Genomic DNA, 20,220 nt, shown 5'->3' with positions numbered 1-20,220 from the left:
ATATTATTTCGCCCCCTGCCAGCGGTGAAATAGGTCTTGTTCTAGTTCAATATCAAACTGATCAAGAATGCGGTTAACCGTTTGGTCAATAATATCTTGGATTGTTTCAGGTTGGTGATAAAACGCAGGCATTGGGGGCATGATCACGGCTCCCATTTCTGCAGCTTGAACCATTAATTTCAAATGCCCAACATGCAATGGCGTTTCACGGACACCTAAAAGTAATTTTTTACCTTCTTTCAGTACCACGTCCGCAGCTCTAGTGACCAACGTATCTGTATAACTATGAACAATACCTGATAACGTCTTCATGGTACAAGGCATGATCACCATGCCAGCAGTACGGAACGACCCCGAAGAGATCGCAGCTGCGATATCGCGGCTATCATAGTTATGGTCAGCGAGCTGTTGAACCTCTTTGACACTGTAATCTGTTTCTAATGCTAATGTTTGTCGGGCAGCCGCACTCATCACCAAATGGGTTTCTACCTCTTTGACAGGTTTCAACACTTCAAGCAAGCGGACACCATAAATAGCCCCACTTGCCCCGGTTAACCCAATGATCAGTTTTTTCATTTCGCTGCCCTATTCACGATAACTCACCGTATTATATACAAATCTCACTAGAATGGCAGATATCAACGACGCTGTAGCTCTAGCTATGGCAAATTTTTTGGCTATCAGCCGCAATCCCAATTATACACGACTCGACTAAAATCACGTTTTTTCAGATCATCAGGGTGAATAAAGAAATTACCCACACCGATATCCCCCCAAAGGATCCCAATTTCATAATCACTATTGATTTGCAGAAGTAATTCATATTGTTGAATTTTTTCTTCATATTCCCTTGGGTCACTTTGGGTAAAAAATGGATAACCGCCAATGCAGTGAGCGCCTGACTCGAATGCATCACTATAAGGTTCAACCCATTCGTCGTAAAAGTCTTCACCTTCAAATTGGTCTTCATAATCGTAGAGGTTGTCGACCCCTAAAATTTTCTGACCAAATTGGAAATCATCGATACTGATGTACTGCTCCGCGAGCGCATATTCAATACGGCATTGACAGTCTATCGGTGTATAATAATCATCGCTGTGTGCCGCAATAACCTCAGAGAAATCTTGGGTTAATTGGTTTGAGTCTTCAATAATATCTTCCCAATAGACAACCCTGAAATCTTCTTGGTTTTGTCTGTCATTGAAATCGGCACCATATAAATCATCACCGCCAATAAAAAATTGCAAAATACCCTTTTCTGGATAATTTTCGAGTTTAGGCATTTGTGCAAAATTAATTTGTGCCAACAACTTTAAAGGAGTTCCTTCACTATTCGTCGGGTATTTTTCATTCAGTGGCAAATATGGCATACCACCGACTCGACTCTCCCATAACACAGTGTTTTCAATTGGGGTTAAGGCCATTGTAACAAGCGGCTTTTTAGTGGCTTTGATTTTATCTGCGAAAGGTTTAATTACATCAGGAAGGGAATTGAAGTCGACCATATAGCATTCCAAATAGACAGTTAATGTCCCTCTAGACTACTTGATTTTTACGTATTTAAAATCAGATATAACTGTAACTTACCCTTTCATTTCAAGTCATAGTTATAAAACTATAACTAATTTTCTAAATAGTTTCGGTTACAGCTAGGCGGCGAATGAAGCTATCCCAAGGAGCATACAAAAGTATGTGACTTGGGTAGCTGAATGAAGCCAACAACGCTGTAAATTTAATGACGACAAAAAATCACAATCACCATTAATTTTCTAAATAGTTTCGGTTACAGCTAGGCGGCAAATGAGGCTATCCCAAGGAGCATACAAAAGTATGTGACTTGGGTAGCTGAATGAAGCCAACAACGCTGTAGCCCAAACTATGACGAAAATTTAGCCTTCGTTGTAAATTTCCAAATCCTCAACCTCACTCTGGTCCTTCAACTTTAACTCATCGTCTTTCCGTAAGTTTTCTAAGTAGTCTAAATAACTTTGGTCGATATCCTTTGTCACATAAATACCATCAAATACCGAGCACTCAAACTCCGTGATTTCCGGGTTTTCTTCTTTAACAGCATCCACCAAATCACTTAAATCTTGGAATATCAGGCCATCTGCACCGATAAGCTTACGAATTTCATCCACTTCACGACCGTGTGCAATCAATTCATTTGCATTTGGCATATCAATACCATACACGTTAGGGAAACGCACTTCGGGTGCCGCTGAGGCAAAATAAACATTTTTTGCTCCAGCTTCGCGCGCTAGCTCAACAATTTGCTCAGATGTTGTTCCGCGCACAATTGAGTCATCGATGAGTAAGACGTTTTTATCACGAAACTCTGCACGGTTCGCATTAAGTTTACGACGTACGGATTTACGACGTTCTTGCTGACCCGGCATGATAAATGTACGGCCTACATAGCGGTTTTTCACGAAACCTTGGCGATATGGTTTATCAAGAATATGTGCGATTTCTAGCGCAATATCACACGATGTTTCTGGGATAGGGATCACCACATCGATATTTAAATCTTCCCATTCACGGGCAATTTTGGCGCCCAGTTTTTGTCCCATACGTAATCTTGCGTTATATACCGACACTTTATCAATAAAAGAGTCTTGGCGAGCAAAATAGACATATTCAAAGATACATGGGGTTAATTGTGGGTTATCAGAACATTGGCGTGTAAATAATTGCCCTCTTTCTGTCACATATACCGCTTCACCCGGAGCGACATCGCGTAAAAATTCGAAGCCTAAAGTATCAAGCGCGACACTCTCTGAAGCGACCATATATTCATGCTCACCGCTTTCAGTAATGCGGCGCCCTAATACTAACGGACGGATACCATGAGGGTCACGGAAGGCTAACATGCCATGCCCAATAATTAATGCCACGCATGCATATGCACCGCGTATTTTCTTGTGCATGGCTGCCACTGCACTGAAAACATTGTCTGGCTCGAGAGGAAAATGGTCAAACCTATCCAGCTCATGCGCTAATACGTTCAGTAGTATTTCAGAATCAGAGGTGGTGTTAACATGGCGGCGAGCAGTTTCAAATAAGCTTCGCGTTAGTTCGTGAGCGTTTGTCAGATTACCATTATGTGCAAGGGTAATACCAAAAGGTGAGTTTACATAGAAAGGCTGTGCTTCTGATGCACTCGAACTGCCTGCTGTAGGATAACGAACATGGCCCAACCCCATACAACCTTGTAGTCTGAGCATATGTCGGGTTTCAAAGACGTCTTTTACAAGGCCATTCGCTTTACGTAAACGAATATTATTTTTGCCATCAATTGTGGCAATACCTGCTGCATCTTGCCCACGATGCTGAAGCACCGTGAGAGCATCATAAATTGATTGGTTTACCGGTGTAACACCGGCGATACCGACAATACCGCACATTTAGTCTTTCCTCATCAGCCAGACGGAGAAATGTTCTCCGGTAGGAAACTTGACGCATTTTGCAGGTAGTCAAAAAACCACCTGATTATATGACTGAACTGCGGAATAAGTTCCGAACGCTGCCAGTCCTCACTTTGAGGTAATGGTGTAAATGTATCGAGAAAAAACAGCAATGCCGAAACAATCAGTACACCACGCAACGCGCCGAAGCAGATCCCCAGAACCCGATCTGTGCCTGATAACCCGGTTTTTTGTACCAACGAGCTAATCACATAGTTCACCACCGCGCCAACAATTAATGTGGCAATAAACAGAGCAGCGATAGCAATGCCATTTCTAACCAGCACATCCTCAAAGCGAGTAAAATAGCCCGCTAAATAAGGATAAAACGTACTCGCAACAAAAAAAGCACAGCCCCATGTAACCAATGAGAGCGCCTCTCGTACAAACCCACGGATCAAGCTAACTAGTGCCGAGAAGCCAATAATGGCGATAATTGTGTAATCTATCCAGACCATATTTTATTCCAAAATTCGCACTCACGACATCAGCGAAGTGCATTCTAACAGAAAACGAAAACGTTTGCGTAACCATTTTTCTATCAATTTAAAAAAAATAGCGGCGAAAAGAAAAAATCATAATCGCCGCAGTAAGTTACTAAATCCCCTTACCTTTTAGGGATTATTGAAATTCTATTTTAAGGTTTATAGCTTTGAATTATTCCTTTTGTTCCCGTAATCTTGTTCAATTCAGGTAAAGCTGCTTCTAAGCGCTGCCTTGAGGCCTCTGGCCCTACGTAAATACGTGTGAGTTTATTATTCACCGGTTTTGCTGGCACCGTATAAACTTGGTAGCCAGACAACCTTAGTTTAGCGACTATCTCCTCAACTTTACTTGCATTGTTCAATGCGATCACTTGTACCACAAATGCTTTGCCCTGTGGCTGAGGTTTAGGCTCGGGCTTAGGTTCAGGTTTCGGTTGTGGCTTCGGTTCAACTTTAGGTTCAGGCTTAGGATCCGGCTTGACTGGTTCAACTACGCTCGGTGCAGGGCTTGTTGTCGATGGCCGTGTTTCAACCTGTTCGTTTTGCTGCTGCGTAATGGCTTCTGACAACATGGCTTCAGAAGCCCCTTCTGAAGAAGCGGTGGTTGTCGTACTCACAATAGGCGCGATTGCCTCAATATCTTCTTCATCACCCGGTTTAGGGATAATAGGAATGGCCGCAAATTCATTTTCATTGTATTTTTTATCGCCATCAAGCAGAGCAGGAAGCACAATGACACCTACTGCTACGAGCACAATGGCGCCAGCAAGTCGATTCTGAAATTTACTAGCCACCGGCACTATCCTTCTTGATTTTCCAATAACATCATGACGTGAGCGACGGTATGAAATGACCCGCACACCACAATCACATCTTGCTCGTTTGCATCGATGCAAGCTTGTTGCCACGCTTTTTCTACACTGCCAAACTGGTTAGCTGCTGGTAAATATTGACTAAGTTGGGCCACATCGGCTCCCCTAAACTCAGTTAATGGCGCAAGGTACCAGTCGGTGACTTGTTGTGATAAGCACTCAAGCGTCCCTTTGATATCTTTATCGCCTAGCATCCCAACCACCGCGCGAATGCGACGGTTTTTAGTTTCCGGTAAGGTGGCTAATTTACTGACTAAGTACCCAGCTGCATGTGGGTTATGAGCGACATCCAATATCATTAACGGTTTTTCACCGATAATTTGGAATCGACCCGGTAATTGAGCCGATTTCAAACCTTGATGAATAGCGGATTCAGTCACTTTCTGGGCAATATCAGTGTCAATTTCCAGTAAGCAACTTACCACACCCAGTGCCGTCGCGGCATTCGCTAAAGGGACATTGGGTAACGGCAAATTATGCCATTCACGCTGTGAACTTTTCCATGACCAACTATTTTCTTGCTCACTGTATTGCCAATCCACACCACGACGAAATAACCGCGTACCTAACTGCTCAGCCACTTGAGCAATTGAAGCTGGCATGTCTGGCTCACCAACGACACCATAGTGATCTTTGCGAAAAATGCCGGCTTTTTCATAACCAATGTGCTCACGGTCTGCGCCTAACCAATCAATATGGTCTAAGGCAATACTGGTGATCGCTGCAATGTCAGCATCAACGATATTTGTCGCATCTAACCGCCCGCCTAAACCGACTTCTAAAATCACAATATCGAGTTTAGCTTGTTTAAATAACTGTAACGCAGCCAAGGTGCCATATTCAAAATAGGTCAGCGAAATATCTGCACGCTGGGCTTCAATTGTGGCAAATGCCTCACAGAAATCAGATTCGGGAAGTTCTTGCCCTTGAATACGAACGCGCTCGGTATAACGGATAAGATGTGGTGAACTGTAAACCCCAACGTTTAGCCCAGAAGCCATAAAAATGGACTCTAGCGTATGACAGGTTGTTCCTTTGCCGTTGGTTCCAGTGACAGTGATAACTTTGGGGGCAGGTTGCGTTAGGTTCATTTTCCTAGCAACTTGACCGACTCGCTCCAACCCCATATCAATATTTTGGCTATGTAGGTCGGTGAGATAAGAAAGCCAAGCCTCCAAAGGAGACTTGGCGTTAGGAATGATTAGATTACTCATCATCTTTTTTATGCTTTTCAGAATCCTTTTTTGGCTCTTGGGCATCAAGTTCATCAACGGCGTTAATGTCGATTTCAACCGTTTCCGCTACGATGATAGGTGTCTCATTAAAGCTTGGTTTATTGGTTAACATTGCCAATATTTCAGCTAAACGGTCACGCATCTCAGGGCGGCGAACTATCATATCAATCGCGCCTTTCTCAAGTAAGAATTCACTGCGTTGGAAGCCTTGTGGTAATTTTTCGCGAACCGTCTGTTCGATAACACGCGGCCCCGCAAAACCGATTAATGCTTTCGGCTCAGCCACGTTAATATCACCTAACATAGCTAAACTTGCAGATACCCCACCCATGGTTGGGTCGGTCAATACTGAAATATAAGGTAAACCACGTTCTTGCATTTTTGCTAATGCGGCACTGGTTTTTGCCATCTGCATCAATGATAACAGTGCTTCTTGCATACGCGCACCGCCACTTGAAGAGAAACAAACCAATGGGCAGTTATCTTCCAGAGCTTGTTCAACCGCACGCACAAAACGCGCACCGACAACAGAGGCCATTGAACCGCCCATAAAGGCGAATTCAAACGCTGCAGCCACAACAGGCATGCCTTTCAATGTGCCTTTTAGCACGATGATCGCATCTTTTTCACCTGTTTCTTTTTGCGCAGCAGCAATACGGTCTTTATATTTTTTTGAATCTTTGAACTTAAGGATATCTTTTGGCTCAAGTTCGCTACCTAATTCCGTTGTTGAGTTTTCATCAAGGAAGGTTTCTAAACGCTGACGTGCGTGAATTCGCATATGGTGGTCACATTTTGGACACACGGATAAATTACGCTCTAATTCAGCACCATATAATACTTGCCCACAGCTATCGCATTTAGTCCAAACCCCTTCTGGGATATTGGCTTTATGTGATTGGGTCAAGTTACCTTTCTTTAAAATTTTTTCAATCCAGCTCATTAATGGACCTTTTTGTCTGATTCACTCTGGTTATCACCAGTATGTAATTTTTTGCCATTAAACCACAATGATATCTCACTGTAGATAAAAACTTGTTAAACCACCTTGCTAAACGGCTTAGTGGTTATCGATTTTTTGCGCTGCCGCACGCTTTTCTTTTGCAGCGATCCGGCGATGACGAATAATTTCAACCACACCCGGCAAAATTGAAACAAAGATAATCGCGACTATCAGTAATTTCAAATTCTTTTGTACGAACGGTAATTCACCAAAGAAATAACCTGCATAGGTGAATAATAATACCCAAATAAACGCGCCCGTCACATTATAAAACGCAAAGTGACGATAAGACATTTTACCCATTCCTGCAACGAATGGCGCAAAAGTTCTGACTATCGGCACAAAGCGTGCCAGTATAATCGCTTTACCGCCATGTTTTTCATAAAAAGCATGGGTTTTATCTAAATAAACACGACGAAAAATCTTCGAATCTGGATTTTTGAATAGTTTCTCACCAAAAATACGCCCGATTGTGTAGTTCACTGCATCACCAATAATTGCCGCGGTGATCATTAAAGCGACCATTAAATGGACATTCAAGTCATTGCTGTCTAATGACGAAATCGCGCCAGCAACAAATAATAACGAATCTCCAGGTAAAAATGGTGTGACCACTAACCCTGTTTCACAAAATAGGATCAGAAACAGGATACCATAGACCCATGTACCATAATCTCTGACCAGTTCAGCAAGGTGTACATCGATATGTAAAATAAAGTCGATAATAAAAGTGATAAATTCCATATAATCCTCATTAATAATAGCATCCATGCTATTTGCAATAATTATGAGATAGATAAAAATTCGCTTTACATCAGTTCATCTGCCAGAAAAAGAGGCCCCATCACATTCTGAGGTAACTCAAATTTCTCTGGGTAATCGACACTCACTAAATACAACCCTTCCGCTTTGGCGGTTGCAGCTGCCTTCGTGCGATCTTTTAACTCAAGAAGATGTGCCATCCAATCAATATTTTGATTGCCACAGCCAATCTCCAACAGACTTCCGACAATATTTCTTACCATATGGTGAACAAACGCATTGGCTTTGATGTCTACCACCACATAATTACCGTGGCGGCTGACATTCACATGCATCACATTACGCCATGGCGACTTCGACTGACACTGGACTGCTCTGAATGAGGTAAAATCACGCTCACCCAATAGCGCCTGTGCCGCTTCATGCATTCTTTTTTCATCGAGCGGGTAATGAAAATGTGTTACGCCATTCGACAAAATTGCAGGCCGATAACGGTGATTAAAAATCACATAGCGATATCGGCGTGCTGTTGCACTAAAGCGTGCATGAAATTCCTCGGCCACTGGTTTACACCAGCGGACAGCGATATCCGCAGGTAAATGGGTATTCGTCCCCATCGTCCAAGCCGCCTCTTTACGGATGGCCGAGGTTTCAAAATGCACCACTTGCCCTGTGGCATGCACACCTGCATCGGTACGCCCTGCGCAAAACACGCTAATTGGCTCCGCAGCAATTTTTGATAAAGCTTCTTCTAAGCAGCCTTGAACACTTTTAACTTCTTGCTGACGTTGCCAACCAAAATAACGGCTGCCGTTGTATTCAATACCTAAGGCGATTCGATACAACTGTGTAGACTCAGACATTAGTAAAACAGCTCCTGAGCCAGTTTTTCTGCTGTTTCTACTGCCATCAATGCCCCACCGAAACGCACGTTATCTGCCACTGACCAAAACTGTAAAATTTCAGGTATGCCATAGTCATTACGTACACAACCAATGCTTAATTGGTCATGACCTGACGCTTCTGTCACCTGTGTGGGATAATCACCCTCTTCTGAGACCTGAATATCCTCAAAACGTTCAAGTTCGTCGTTAGCTTCTTCTGCACTCATTGGACGCAATGTTTCTAAATGAACGACTTGCGCATTACCATAAAAAACAGGGGATTGAATAAAGCTCACCGCAACTGGCAAGCCATCATCTTGCAATACCTTACGCACTTGCTCAACCAAACGACGTTCGTGAACCACACTGCCTTCCATGTCAGCCAATAATGGCAACATATTGAACGCGAGTTGCTTACTAAAACGGCCCTCTTCGGCAGGAATACCATTTAATAAACGCGCACTTTGCCCGGCCAGTTCGTCGACTGCAGCTTTACCATAGCTGGAAACCGACAGCATGTTTGTCAAGGTAATACGGCCTAACCCTGCGGCATCCACCAGCGGTTTAATCGCTGTTAATAATTGACTCACAGAGCTATCTGCCAATGAAATAATATTACGGTTGCGATAATCAGCTAACACTTGCGGATTCACATTTGGGACAATCAATGGCACGTCCGGTTCTTGGGCAAATACACCGCTAGTATCGATGACAATACACCCTTCTTGCGCTGCTAAATCGGCATATTCTCGGCTCACACCTTCATTGGCGGCAAAAAAAGCTATTTGTGCCTGTGACCAATCAAAATCGGCCACATTTTCAACTTGAATACTTTTACCATTAAAGCGTACGCTCTCCCCTGCACTACGCTCGCTGGCAAGTAAATACAATTCGCCGACTGGGAATTCTCTTTCTTGTAACAGTGAAATAATAGCTTCACCTACAGCACCGGTTGCGCCTAATACTGCAATATTCCAACCTTCAGTCATGGCTATTCCTCTAAAAAATAAAAAAAATCAAACAACCCCCAATAATTAGGGGCTATTTAATTAGATGTTCATTTTAACTACATTTATTATGCGTGGGTTAAACGTGCCTTAAAACCCAGCGCATTCAGTTTCGATGCCGTTTGTTCATTATCACAAATAATTTCAAGGGATGACCATTCACGACGTTCTTGGTAATTTTTGCGCAGTTTATCAAATTCGCCTTTTACCCCTGCAACCGCTCTTAACGCTGCGTCATCTCGGCGCACATCATACACGAGATGCACTAACCTTTTGAGCTGGTTTTGCGTTAATTTACCATTGAAAGTCAATTGATTGATATCTGGCTTAGGCAGTAAGGATGAAAGGCAAACTTGTGACGATTTGCCGAGAAACTGACAGTAAGCTTCATAAACTTGCGTGGTTCCTCGTGCTTTGCCTTCTAGGGTATAACCTGCAATATGGGGCGTGCCGATATCCACTAATGCTAAAAGTGCGGTGTCTAAATCAGGCTCTGGCTCCCACACATCTAAGATAACACTGAGTTTTTTCCCGCTGTTAAGTACAGATAATAGTGCTTTATTATCAACTACCTCACCCCGGCTTGCGTTAATCAAAATGGTGCCAGCCTGTAATTTTGCTAAACGCACTTCATCCATTAAATGGAAAGTTTGATATTCCCCTGACATATTCAGCGGAGTATGGAAAGTAATGACGTCAGCGCGCTCGAGGACATCTTCAAAAGAAACAAATGGCTCGTCGTCCCCCTTAGCTGCTCGCGGTGGATCACAGAGTAATGTTTTGACGCCCCAAGCCGATAACCTAGCGGCTAAGCGCCCTCCGACATTGCCAACGCCAATAATTCCTACTGTTTTATCACGCAAATCAAAGTTATCGCGTTCCGCTAGCAATAATAGTGAGGAAATAACATATTCAACAACGGCTATCGCATTACAACCCGGCGCTGATGAAAAACCAATATTTGCCGTTGATAACCACTCGGTATCAATATGATCAAAACCAGCAGTCGCGGTTCCAACAAATTTAACCGGAGTATTATTGAGTAGTGATTCATTAACCTTAGTGATAGAACGCACCATTAGTGCATCTGCATCAATTAATTCTTGTTCTGGTATAGGGCGTCCTGGTACCGCTTTTACCTCACCAAGCTCACTAAATAAAGTTTGAGCATAGGGCATATTCTCATCGACTAAAATTTTCACGCTGTTGTCCTAATCAATCACTTTTTTGTTTTGTGTCGTTATTTATATAGATAAGTGGAATAATATTTTGCCACGGTTTAAGCCAGATGCCTATTAGAGGTTACCTTCTACTGTAAATTCTTTCGCTCGAAAGCGATCTGGTGTGACACCTGATATTTGTTGGAACATCGCAATAAAGGCGGATGCCGAGCTATATCCGACATCCAATGCAACTTCATGTACACTTTTTCCTTTTTCTAGCCCGGCAACGGCATGTAGGTAGCGTAAACGTTGACGCCATTCACTAAACGACATTCCTAACTCTTGCTGGCAACGCCTTGATAACGTGCGTTCCGATGTATAATAGCGTTTTGCCCATTGTGCTAACGTCGTGTTATCTGCTGGGTCACCTTGTAACTCTAATAAGATGGGAGCAAGAAATTTATCTTTTGAAACAGGCAAATAGGTGTCTTGGCAGGGAGACAATGGAAATTGATCAATAAGCACATGAGCCAAACGCAAGTCTTGCTCTGTTTCGGGCTGAACAATACCGCGTTGATACATGTCCGTCATAATTGATTGAAATATCGGGCTAAGCTTAATCACACACGGCCGTTGAGCCAGCACTTGGTTGTATTCATGAGCAAAATCTATAATTCGAAATTTGACACTTTCTTTATTAAAGCTAGCATGGGGAATATTCGCAGGGATCCAAATGCAAAATTCTGGCGGTGCTAAATAATGTTGACCAGCCACCTCCATTTCCATGATGCCACACACCACATACAGCATTTGACCAAAAGGATGCGAATGGGATTTATACTCAGTGAGAGCTGCCGTTTGCTCGTGCCGAAAAGCCACCAATTCGGGTTCTACAATATTACATTCACTGATTTGCCAAATGTCTGATTTTAAGTTTTCCATAGTCCTGTCTGAAAAGCGTTATCGATTGTCTGGTTATCAGTATATATAAAAAATCGGACAGATGTATACTAGCGCCCATTCAATATGGGAGAGTGTTTTAATGAAAAATCTTCTTTTTCCGCTAATCGCGGTTTTATTATGGTCAATTAACGCCATTGTTAACAAAGCGGCATCAACTGCCATTGACCCTGCGGCAATCTCATTTTACCGTTGGGCACTGGCATTTCTTGTCATGACCCCTTTTGTATTACGTTCTGTGCTTCGAAATTTTAAAATGGTCATGAAACATTGGTGGCAACTCGCCATTTTAGGCGCTTTAGGGATGATGTTATACCAAAGCTTGGCTTATTATGCCGCACATAGCGTGAGTGCCACCTTTATGGGAATTATGAACTCGTTGATCCCATTATTGACAGTCATTATTAGTATCTTTGTGCTACGCGTTATTCCTACCGTGGGGATTGTGCTCGGTTCAATTCTCTCATTATGTGGATTAGTGTGGCTAGTGAGCCAAGGAAGCCCAAGTGCGTTGTTCTCTCAAGGCTTAGGCCAAGGGGAAGCCATGATGTTGGTTGCGTCTGCGGCATACGCCCTGTACGGTGTTCTGACTAAGCGTTGGTCAATTCAGTTATCGAGTTGGGATGCCCTTTACGTTCAAATTTTCTTTGGCGTGATCATGCTGCTCCCTAATTTCTTATTAGCTGAAGATGTCTCTCTGAACAGCCAAAATATTGGTTTAGTGGTATTTGCAGGTATTGCAGCTTCTATCATCGCCCCAGCTTTATGGATCAAAGGGGTTATAAAACTCGGCGCAAATACAACCTCCATATTTATGAACCTTGCCCCTGTATTTACCGCCATTATTGCCATTTTCGCCTTGGGTGAAGAATTAAAAAGCTACCATTTAATCGGTGGTGGAGTGGTCTTACTCGGGGTAATGTTAGCGCAACAACTACGTACTCCACTGACAGAATTATTCCGCCGTGAAAAAAAGGTGGTTCAAGAGGATTCTTGCCAGTAGAATAGAATTATAAAAGCAATAAATGCAATGTCGTCACTCATATGCCCCACTCTGTGGGGCTATGTTTGAACCCCCCTCTATTTCCCCTTCAATTTCTCCTTAATTTTCTTCACCATTCATACTTTGTGACATTTAAAATACCTTCAATTCACCTTTAATTCGCTCATCATTGATATGATTTATCGGATTACCATTTTCCAGATAAGGGAAAATCCGATTGAATCTTCTGGAATTACAATTAGACTTAAACAAAATTAAATACCCCTTTAGGAGTAGTGACTCCACTCAATAAGCCGTGATAACGCGATAAATCTAAATGGAGCGTGGCAAGTAACCACTATAATAAGGAATAACAATGACTAAGCCGTTTAAAGTTGGGTTGTTCATATTGATAATAATTGCTGTAGCCACTGGCATTTATTTTATCAATAACACCAACCCATCCTCTCCCTCCCAATTAGGCTATGATTTATATCAACAAGGTGAGTCTCAAGCTGCATTTGAACAGTTCCAAAAAACAGCAGAGCAAGACTCACAATCCGCTTTTGCATTAGCCATGATGTATAAAGACGGTATTGGTACAAATGTCGATGATGTGGCAGCTCAAAACTGGTTAATTAAGGCAGCAGAAGCTAACAATAAAAATGCGTTATATAACCTTGGTTTTTTCCGCTATAAGCACATGATAGAAGACACTTCTACAGATGAAAACGGGTTAGCTTCTTTAACGAAAGCGGCTGATCTCGGTGTAAAAGAAGCACAAGAAATGGTTGGTGGTATTTATTTAGCTGATAAATACGAAGAAGTTCCACAAAATATTGAACTTTCTCGCCAATATTTCACTTTAGCTTCTGACCAAGGCTCAAAACTGGCCAAATTTGCTTTAGGTTATATCGCCCATGACTTTGACAATGACAGTAAGAAAGCCGTTGATATATTAACGCCTCTTGTCAGCAACGATTTTCCCTTACCCGCTATGCTGCTTGCCTCGATTTATAAGGATGGCGGTAACGGTGTGCCACCGAACCCATCACTCGCTAAAAAGTACGAGCGCCTCTCTTTCTCCTCTGCATTAGAATACATTTCTGACGCGGATGAATTAGAACCTGGAGCTTTATCATTGTATGGTTCACAAACAGAAGAAGAAAAACAAAAGGTCATTTCTAATTTAGAAGAGCGGGCAAGCCGTGGTGATGAGAACGCCATCTATGTGTTGTACCAAAAATACATGACTGGCGATGGTGTTCGCAGAAATAAAAACCGTGCAATGGCTTATATCCGCCCCCTTGTAGACGCAAAACAACCTAAAGCCTTATATTTAAATTACAAAGCTGATACCGACCGTATTCAGGATTTAACTGATGCCGCTGATGGTCAATACCCTCCCGCGATGTATCAAGCCTATAACGTGTATTCTGGCCGTACATTTAGCGATGTTAAGCGAAATGACGCTTTAGCTGAAAAATATCTCACCGCTGCCGCAGACCTTGGTGATTTAAACGCACTTGTTATCATCAACCAGAGAGCAATTTCCAGTTACGATTTTCCAAACAAAAAACTGAGTGATATTGTCGCCAAATATACCCCTATTTTAATGGAAAAGTACCCGAACTCCGCGGAAGCGTTAGTGGCGGCAAGTGATGTTTATAGTGTTAAGGGTAGCCCATTATTTTCGCCAGAAAAAGCCTTCGCCGCTTTAGAAAAAGCAAATCGCATTGACCCCACTTATGATGCTCAGATGCAATTAGCGCGTTATTATATTAATGCTTTTGGTACTAAGCAGGATGTGCAGAAAGCCGCTAAATTACTCATCGACAACCTTAATGAAAACGGTTACCCATCAACCGCTGAGCGCTTATTGGTTCAAATATATTATCGCTATGATATTAAAGCACTTATCGATGAAAAAACGATTATCGATATCCTCAAAGAGGATGTGATTAAACGCGAAAATTATTCCTTAGCTTATTTGTATGCTGACTATTTACTAAAGGAAGATGCTGAGAAAAATAGTGATCAGGCTTTTGATTTATATGAAAAATCAATCAAGCAAAATTATAATAGCCAGGTTTATTATGCTGCTGCATTATTAAAATATCGCCCAACAGAAACCAATAAAATAGCTAACTTGATAGTCAATGTGCTCCATTCATCCCAAGCACGAGCCGAATTACTTCCAAGCCAGTTACAAATCGCTAAAGATATTTTATTCAAAACAGGTTTAAACCGAGCTGACACAAAAAAAATATTAGTGCAACTTGCCTTATATGATAACAATGTTGAGGCTCAAAAATTAATTGAACCGCTTATTAATAATGATGCTGATGTCACCTATTTATATGGGATAAACAAGCTTACTCAATTAACGAATGTTGACTCTTTAAGTGATGCTGAAATAAAACCATTGTACGATTATATTTTAAAAGCAGGAGAATTAGGTAGTTCATCGGCTTATTTATATATCGCACAGAACCTTGATGGCGTCACTTACCACAATGATAAGGCATATTATAAATCTCGCTTCCAAAAAATTACTGGGCTTAGCGCAAAAGATTTAATTTCTCAATATAAAAAATGTGCTGCACTCAAAAACAACCGCTGCTTATATGAATTAGGGGAAATATACCAAGAAGGTAACTACGGGGAAGATGCCAATTATGACACCGCCCTCTCCTATTACAATCAGATTTCTGATCCTGACTTTAGCTTCTTAAAATCACGTAAAAGAGAAATTGAAAAATCCAAAGCTTCGTTTGCCAATATTCAAGAAAAAGTGAAACAGAATGACCCAGATGCGTTACGTACACTCGCCAATGCTTATAAATATGGTAATTATGGGCAGAAAATCGATCAGAAAAAGTGGCTTGAATATTTAGAGAAAAGTGCAAAATTCAATCAAGAAAGTGCGCTTGAAGAGCTTATTGATTATTACCAACAAGATCAATTTATCAATGCAAATAAAGCAAAAATCTTAGGTTATTACGACCAATTAGCCGCCATTGGCAGTAAAGACTATACCCGTAAACTGGCACACCAGTATTTAAAAGGCAGCCAGCTTGTTGAGCTTAACCGACAAAAAGCACGTGAGTATTACCTAAAAGCAGGAAGTTGGGGCAATGAATTCATCAAATATATGGATGATTATGATATTGGCATGAAAATGCTCAATGATAGCCCTTCTGCGAAATACAAAGTGGGTCGAGCTTATTTCTATGGGCAAGGTGTCAAAGAAGACCTTTTAGAAGCGGCTAAATACCTAAAACAAGCGAGTGATGAAGGCAATGACTACGCCATCGCGCTCTATAGTGAAATGCGATATATGGGCGTACTGAATGAAGAAAAAAATGCTTGGGTAATGGAACCTGATTGGGACGAAGCCATTGTTTATCTAAGAAAACATTCTAATCCAAAACGGGTTGATGATTATATTGAAGCCTATGAAACCCTCGTGGTTCCTGCCCAAAAAGGTGATACCACCGCTTATATTAAACTCGGGGATTGGTATAGTACACGCGGCCGAAGCCTAGCAGCGCAAGGTTGGTATAAGAAAAGTATCGACGCTGGCAATTTAGCCGCTTATCAACCTCTTGATTCCGTGACTGAAGATAACCAAGCAAAACGCCAAAATTATATTGATGGCACAGCGAAAGGTGACCTTTTCTCTAAAGTTCAATTAGCCGAAACGTATTTATATGATAACAAAATTCTCACGAACTCTCCTGAATATGATTTAGCGATTCAATATCTTCAAGAAGGGATAAAATCAACCGATGAGGCGCTTTCTAATAACGCCTTCAATGCATTGGTGAATTTATATCGAGATGGGATCAAAAATACAAAAAGGGAGCTTAATCGCCCCAAAGATGAACAAAAGTATTTAGCATTGCTACTCAGTGAAGAAAACAATCGTACCGTAGCATTGGTGAACTTGTATTACTATTATGTAAATAGTGATAACGCTAAAGCCTTAGCCTATTTACAACGGGCTTATGATAAGGGTGATTTAGCGGCAACGAAAAAACTCTATCAAATCTATTATCCTGGCCAATATTGTAGTAACAGCGATAATGTCGACATGGATAAAGCGAGCCGATATTTGAAGGAGTGGATTGAGAAAAGCAATTTCCAGAAAAATACCGACAAACATTATATCCATTATCCTGAGAGCCTTTCCGAAGAGATGGGAACCATCTATTTAAAAGGCGATTGTAATGTTGATCAAAATATCGACAAAGCCATCGAATGGTACCAAATTTCGCTAAATTACCATCCAACTCATGCACTTGGTTCGATTTATCAGGCTTATGTAGAAAAAGGTGATGCCAAGCAGGCCTATTACTATGCATTGCTACTTGATAAAAAACCAAGTTCCATCGAGCTACTGGATACACTTTCAGCCCAAGACAAACAAGCGATTGAGAAACAAGTTGCCGATGAAAAAGCCTATGAGAAATATGGCCGCTTTGCCGAGCAAATTGAAAAACAGCGCGTCGAAGCTGAGGCCGGTGACAAAATGTCAGCCTTCTCCTTAGGTGTCGCCTATGCGCGTGGTGAACGTGTGCCTGAAGATACGCAAAAGATGATCTATTATTATGAATTAGCAGGGAAAAATGGCTATCCTCGTGCTTATAATATTTTAGGCAATCTGTATCGTAAAGATAACGAGCGCGGCATTGAAAAAGACTTCCCTAAGGCACTTTATTATTTTGATTTAGGTGCGCAACAAAATGACAGTAACACGGCTCACCTCGCCGGTGACATGCTCTATTTTGGCCAAGGCATACCAAAAGATTATGTCCGAGCAGCGAAATATTATGACATTACAAGCCTAGAACAAGGCACCCACCATGCAATGGCAAAATACAAGCTTGCTTATATGTATTATAACGGCTGGGTCGGTAACAAGAGTAAAGAATATATCCAAAAAGCCCATGATTACCTTAAACTTGGTGCTAAATACTTAGATGATGACTCAATCAAAGCCCTAAAAGAGTGGGACTTTAGTATGTTAAATCAATAAGTCATGACTCTAAGGCGCTAATTAACTTTAGCGCCTTCATCCGTCTACAATTATCATTTTACATCCACGCAAAATATCTTTTATAACACCCACTTATAATATAACTAAAAAATTATTAGCTAATGATTTTTGATTATATTAATGAGATTTCCATACTAAATAAAAATTAGTCTTCCTCCTATCGTTAGATTATATTTTACTTGCGTCTGCACATCTGCAGATTTAAATAATCTATTAACAAGGAGTGTTTACTATGATTTCAATATTTAATAAAGACCATAAATCATTGGGAAGTATAAAAATTCAAGATATATATAAGGAGATAGACTATTCAACAATTTTATCAATTAGTAAAAAACCACCCCAAAATATCATTTACCTAGAAAAAACATATCAAAGTGTTAGAGAAAACACAGAGCAGAATAGTACAAACATTCGTCATTTACTTAATAAAATTGATAATTTAAAACATAAATTTAAGACGACGGGTTCTGATGAATTGAATGAATTAAAAAACATAGAGTATAAACTTCACAAACAAGCCGAAAACCAAGAGAAAAATTTCGAAACGCTACAGTTTTTACACAGTAAACATACAAATAAGCAAGGCCATTATACAATTTCAGAAATTTCAGAGTCTATTAGTCTCAATAAATCCAATTTAATTAACCGATATGAAGCTGATTTATCGAGTTTACTGAATGATATGAACGGTCATTTTATTTCACCTGATGAAATTTCACATCAAGAAAATCCTATTATTCTAAACGCCATAAGTTCAGAGCTTAACCAAATTAACACCAACCTAAATAATAGTTACAATTTATCCCAAAAATATCTGCATAAAACCACTGAAAACATGCAGTCTAGGCTTAGACTTATGCAAAAAGCATTTTATGCAGAAGAAGATATACATAATTTATACACAAACGCTAAAGAAAGTAAAAATAACATAGAAAAACTGCTAAAAAAACTTAATAATGAAGGAGTAATGCACTCCTCTAGCAATAATACCATCAATAAATTAATAAAACACACGACAAAACTAAATACTCAATATGCGAAAATTCAATATTTACACCATAGTTTTGATAAAATCAAAAATTTTGAATACTTAGATGATGTTCATTATTATAGTGAAAAGAATAAAGGTTTTGACAGTAATGAAATCGATAGCGACTACCAAAGCAATAAAGAATATACATTACTAACTGAATTATCCAAGTCAGTTAGATACTTAAATAACTTAAAAATTAACATTACAGAAAAATTAAAAAACTACAAACTATCAGCTTTTGATTTATTCACATTTGACTCTAATAAACAAGAAAAACATCAACAAAATATTGGTGCGAAATTAGAAAAATTATTCGATAAGATTGAATTACGTATCAACGTAGAAATAAAAAAAGAGGCGGGTTTATATTACGACCAGTCCTCATACTTGATCCATAGGTCTCAGTTAGAAAAAAACATACTGAATATAAAAGAAGATTTAGCAAATTATATCATTGAAAATAGAGTGTTAGCTCAGGAGAAAAACACCCATGATAGCATTGACGAGTTAGCGACGCAGTTTTCTGATGAATTCCTTAGGGCAAAAACTCTTCATAAATTTATTAATTTAGAATTTAATAGCCATCTACAACAATTTTCTCAGCCAAGTGAGGTAGGTTCTTACATTAATAACTTTGGTGAAAATAAAGATAATATCTACATGCTAGCCGTGGAAAAGAAGCTATTGAAAAATGAAATAAATAGTTTAATTTCTAACATTCGTATAAAGATCCCCTTAAAATCAGCGTCGTCTACGATTGATGAAAATACATATTACCAAACGGTTCAAGATAAAATGTATACATTATTAGGCTTAACTGACCAATTAGGGTCGTTAACAAAACTGTATAACTCAAAAGGGCATACAGAAATACTAGAATACATTAATGATATACATTCTTTAGAGAAACAAATTGCTCAAACAGAAAAAGAGATATCTCAATACATTTATACCCATTCGGAAAATAAAGATAAGAAATCAATTTCTTCAGAGATCACACCACTACTTATTGAATTAAGTAACAAAAAAACAAAAGTAATGTCAATTGAAACCACGATTAACAAGGGATCAGATAAAATCAATCTCAACTTCGCTGATAGCGATGGAAATGATAAAGACCTAGAATCTCTATTATCGTCAATCATCGCAGAATTTCCACAAGACACGATAACAAGTGATGTAAACCACCAACCATTGCATAGTAAATCAACGCCTATATTTGCACCATTACGCAACTAACACGTATTTTTATTACCGCCAGTTGCAGTTTGCTGTTATTTAAACCACCTATTTTATTAGGTG

The 20,220-nt window shown here is 40.3% G+C and carries 15 protein-coding genes; 3 read left to right on the top strand and 12 right to left on the bottom strand.

The genetic code is table 11. The annotated features are described in order from the left end of the window. Positions 1–3: 3 nt before the first annotated feature. The 12 genes from G6Q48_RS03745 to G6Q48_RS03690 form a co-directional block, all read right to left on the bottom strand. The gene (locus tag G6Q48_RS03745; protein ID WP_102137626.1) at positions 4–576 is read right to left on the bottom strand and encodes a UbiX family flavin prenyltransferase; all 573 of its coding nucleotides are present in this window, start codon (positions 574–576) and stop codon (positions 4–6) included. Positions 577–680: 104 nt separating this feature from the next. Continuing rightward, a complete protein-coding gene (locus G6Q48_RS03740; RefSeq protein ID WP_166264559.1) occupies positions 681–1,505 on the bottom strand; it encodes a DUF1963 domain-containing protein in 825 nt (274 codons plus the stop codon). Positions 1,506–1,889: 384 nt separating this feature from the next. Further along, positions 1,890–3,407, bottom strand: a complete 1,518-nt coding sequence (gene purF / locus G6Q48_RS03735) for an amidophosphoribosyltransferase (RefSeq protein ID WP_102137624.1) — start codon at positions 3,405–3,407, stop codon at positions 1,890–1,892. A 14-nt stretch (positions 3,408–3,421) separates the two neighbouring features. After that, complete coding sequence (cvpA, locus tag G6Q48_RS03730; RefSeq protein WP_004912301.1) at positions 3,422–3,925, bottom strand: colicin V production protein; 504 nt, start codon at positions 3,923–3,925, stop codon at positions 3,422–3,424. A gap of 179 nt (positions 3,926–4,104) precedes the next feature. Next, complete coding sequence (gene dedD, locus G6Q48_RS03725; protein WP_102137623.1) at positions 4,105–4,746, bottom strand: cell division protein DedD; 642 nt, start codon at positions 4,744–4,746, stop codon at positions 4,105–4,107. 5 nt (positions 4,747–4,751) lie between these two features. Beyond that, positions 4,752–6,041: a bifunctional tetrahydrofolate synthase/dihydrofolate synthase gene (gene folC / locus G6Q48_RS03720; protein ID WP_166264558.1), complete on the bottom strand. Its 1,290-nt coding sequence runs from the start codon at positions 6,039–6,041 to the stop codon at positions 4,752–4,754. After that, positions 6,031–7,002, bottom strand: a complete 972-nt coding sequence (gene accD, locus G6Q48_RS03715) for an acetyl-CoA carboxylase, carboxyltransferase subunit beta (protein ID WP_102137621.1) — start codon at positions 7,000–7,002, stop codon at positions 6,031–6,033. The genes folC and accD overlap by 11 nt, the downstream gene beginning before the upstream one ends. A 117-nt stretch (positions 7,003–7,119) precedes the next feature. Beyond that, positions 7,120–7,806, bottom strand: coding sequence for a DedA family protein (locus G6Q48_RS03710; RefSeq protein WP_042851864.1), 687 nt, complete (start codon positions 7,804–7,806; stop codon positions 7,120–7,122). 65 nt (positions 7,807–7,871) lie between these two features. Further along, positions 7,872–8,687 (bottom strand): tRNA pseudouridine(38-40) synthase TruA, encoded by an 816-nt coding sequence (gene truA / locus G6Q48_RS03705; protein ID WP_166264557.1) that lies wholly within the window; start codon positions 8,685–8,687, stop codon positions 7,872–7,874. After that, positions 8,687–9,697, bottom strand: coding sequence for an aspartate-semialdehyde dehydrogenase (locus G6Q48_RS03700; protein WP_166264556.1), 1,011 nt, complete (start codon positions 9,695–9,697; stop codon positions 8,687–8,689). Before G6Q48_RS03700 ends, truA begins: the two co-directional genes overlap by 1 nt. A gap of 86 nt (positions 9,698–9,783) precedes the next feature. Then, positions 9,784–10,917, bottom strand: coding sequence for a 4-phosphoerythronate dehydrogenase PdxB (gene pdxB, locus G6Q48_RS03695; RefSeq protein WP_166264555.1), 1,134 nt, complete (start codon positions 10,915–10,917; stop codon positions 9,784–9,786). 93 nt (positions 10,918–11,010) lie between these two features. Next, complete coding sequence (locus G6Q48_RS03690; RefSeq protein ID WP_166264554.1) at positions 11,011–11,820, bottom strand: helix-turn-helix transcriptional regulator; 810 nt, start codon at positions 11,818–11,820, stop codon at positions 11,011–11,013. A gap of 100 nt (positions 11,821–11,920) precedes the next feature. On the opposite strand from G6Q48_RS03690, the gene G6Q48_RS03685 reads away from it, so the two are divergent. From G6Q48_RS03685 to G6Q48_RS03675, 3 genes are all read left to right on the top strand, one after another. Beyond that, on the top strand, positions 11,921–12,841 hold the full coding sequence (locus tag G6Q48_RS03685; protein WP_102137616.1) for a DMT family transporter: 921 nt from the start codon (positions 11,921–11,923) through the stop codon (positions 12,839–12,841). Positions 12,842–13,196: 355 nt separating this feature from the next. Beyond that, the gene (locus G6Q48_RS03680; RefSeq protein ID WP_242685777.1) at positions 13,197–17,861 is read left to right on the top strand and encodes an SEL1-like repeat protein; all 4,665 of its coding nucleotides are present in this window, start codon (positions 13,197–13,199) and stop codon (positions 17,859–17,861) included. 253 nt (positions 17,862–18,114) lie between these two features. Continuing rightward, positions 18,115–20,157, top strand: a complete 2,043-nt coding sequence (locus G6Q48_RS03675; RefSeq protein WP_166264553.1) for a hypothetical protein — start codon at positions 18,115–18,117, stop codon at positions 20,155–20,157. Positions 20,158–20,220 lie beyond the last annotated feature (63 nt).

Origin of the sequence: Providencia sp. M-27 (assembly GCF_011077905.1) — a bacterium.
Taxonomy (GTDB): Bacteria; Pseudomonadota; Gammaproteobacteria; order Enterobacterales; family Enterobacteriaceae; genus Providencia; species Providencia huaxiensis.
Note: the sequence above shows the minus strand (reverse complement) of the source record. Positions and strands in the feature narration are given on the sequence as shown.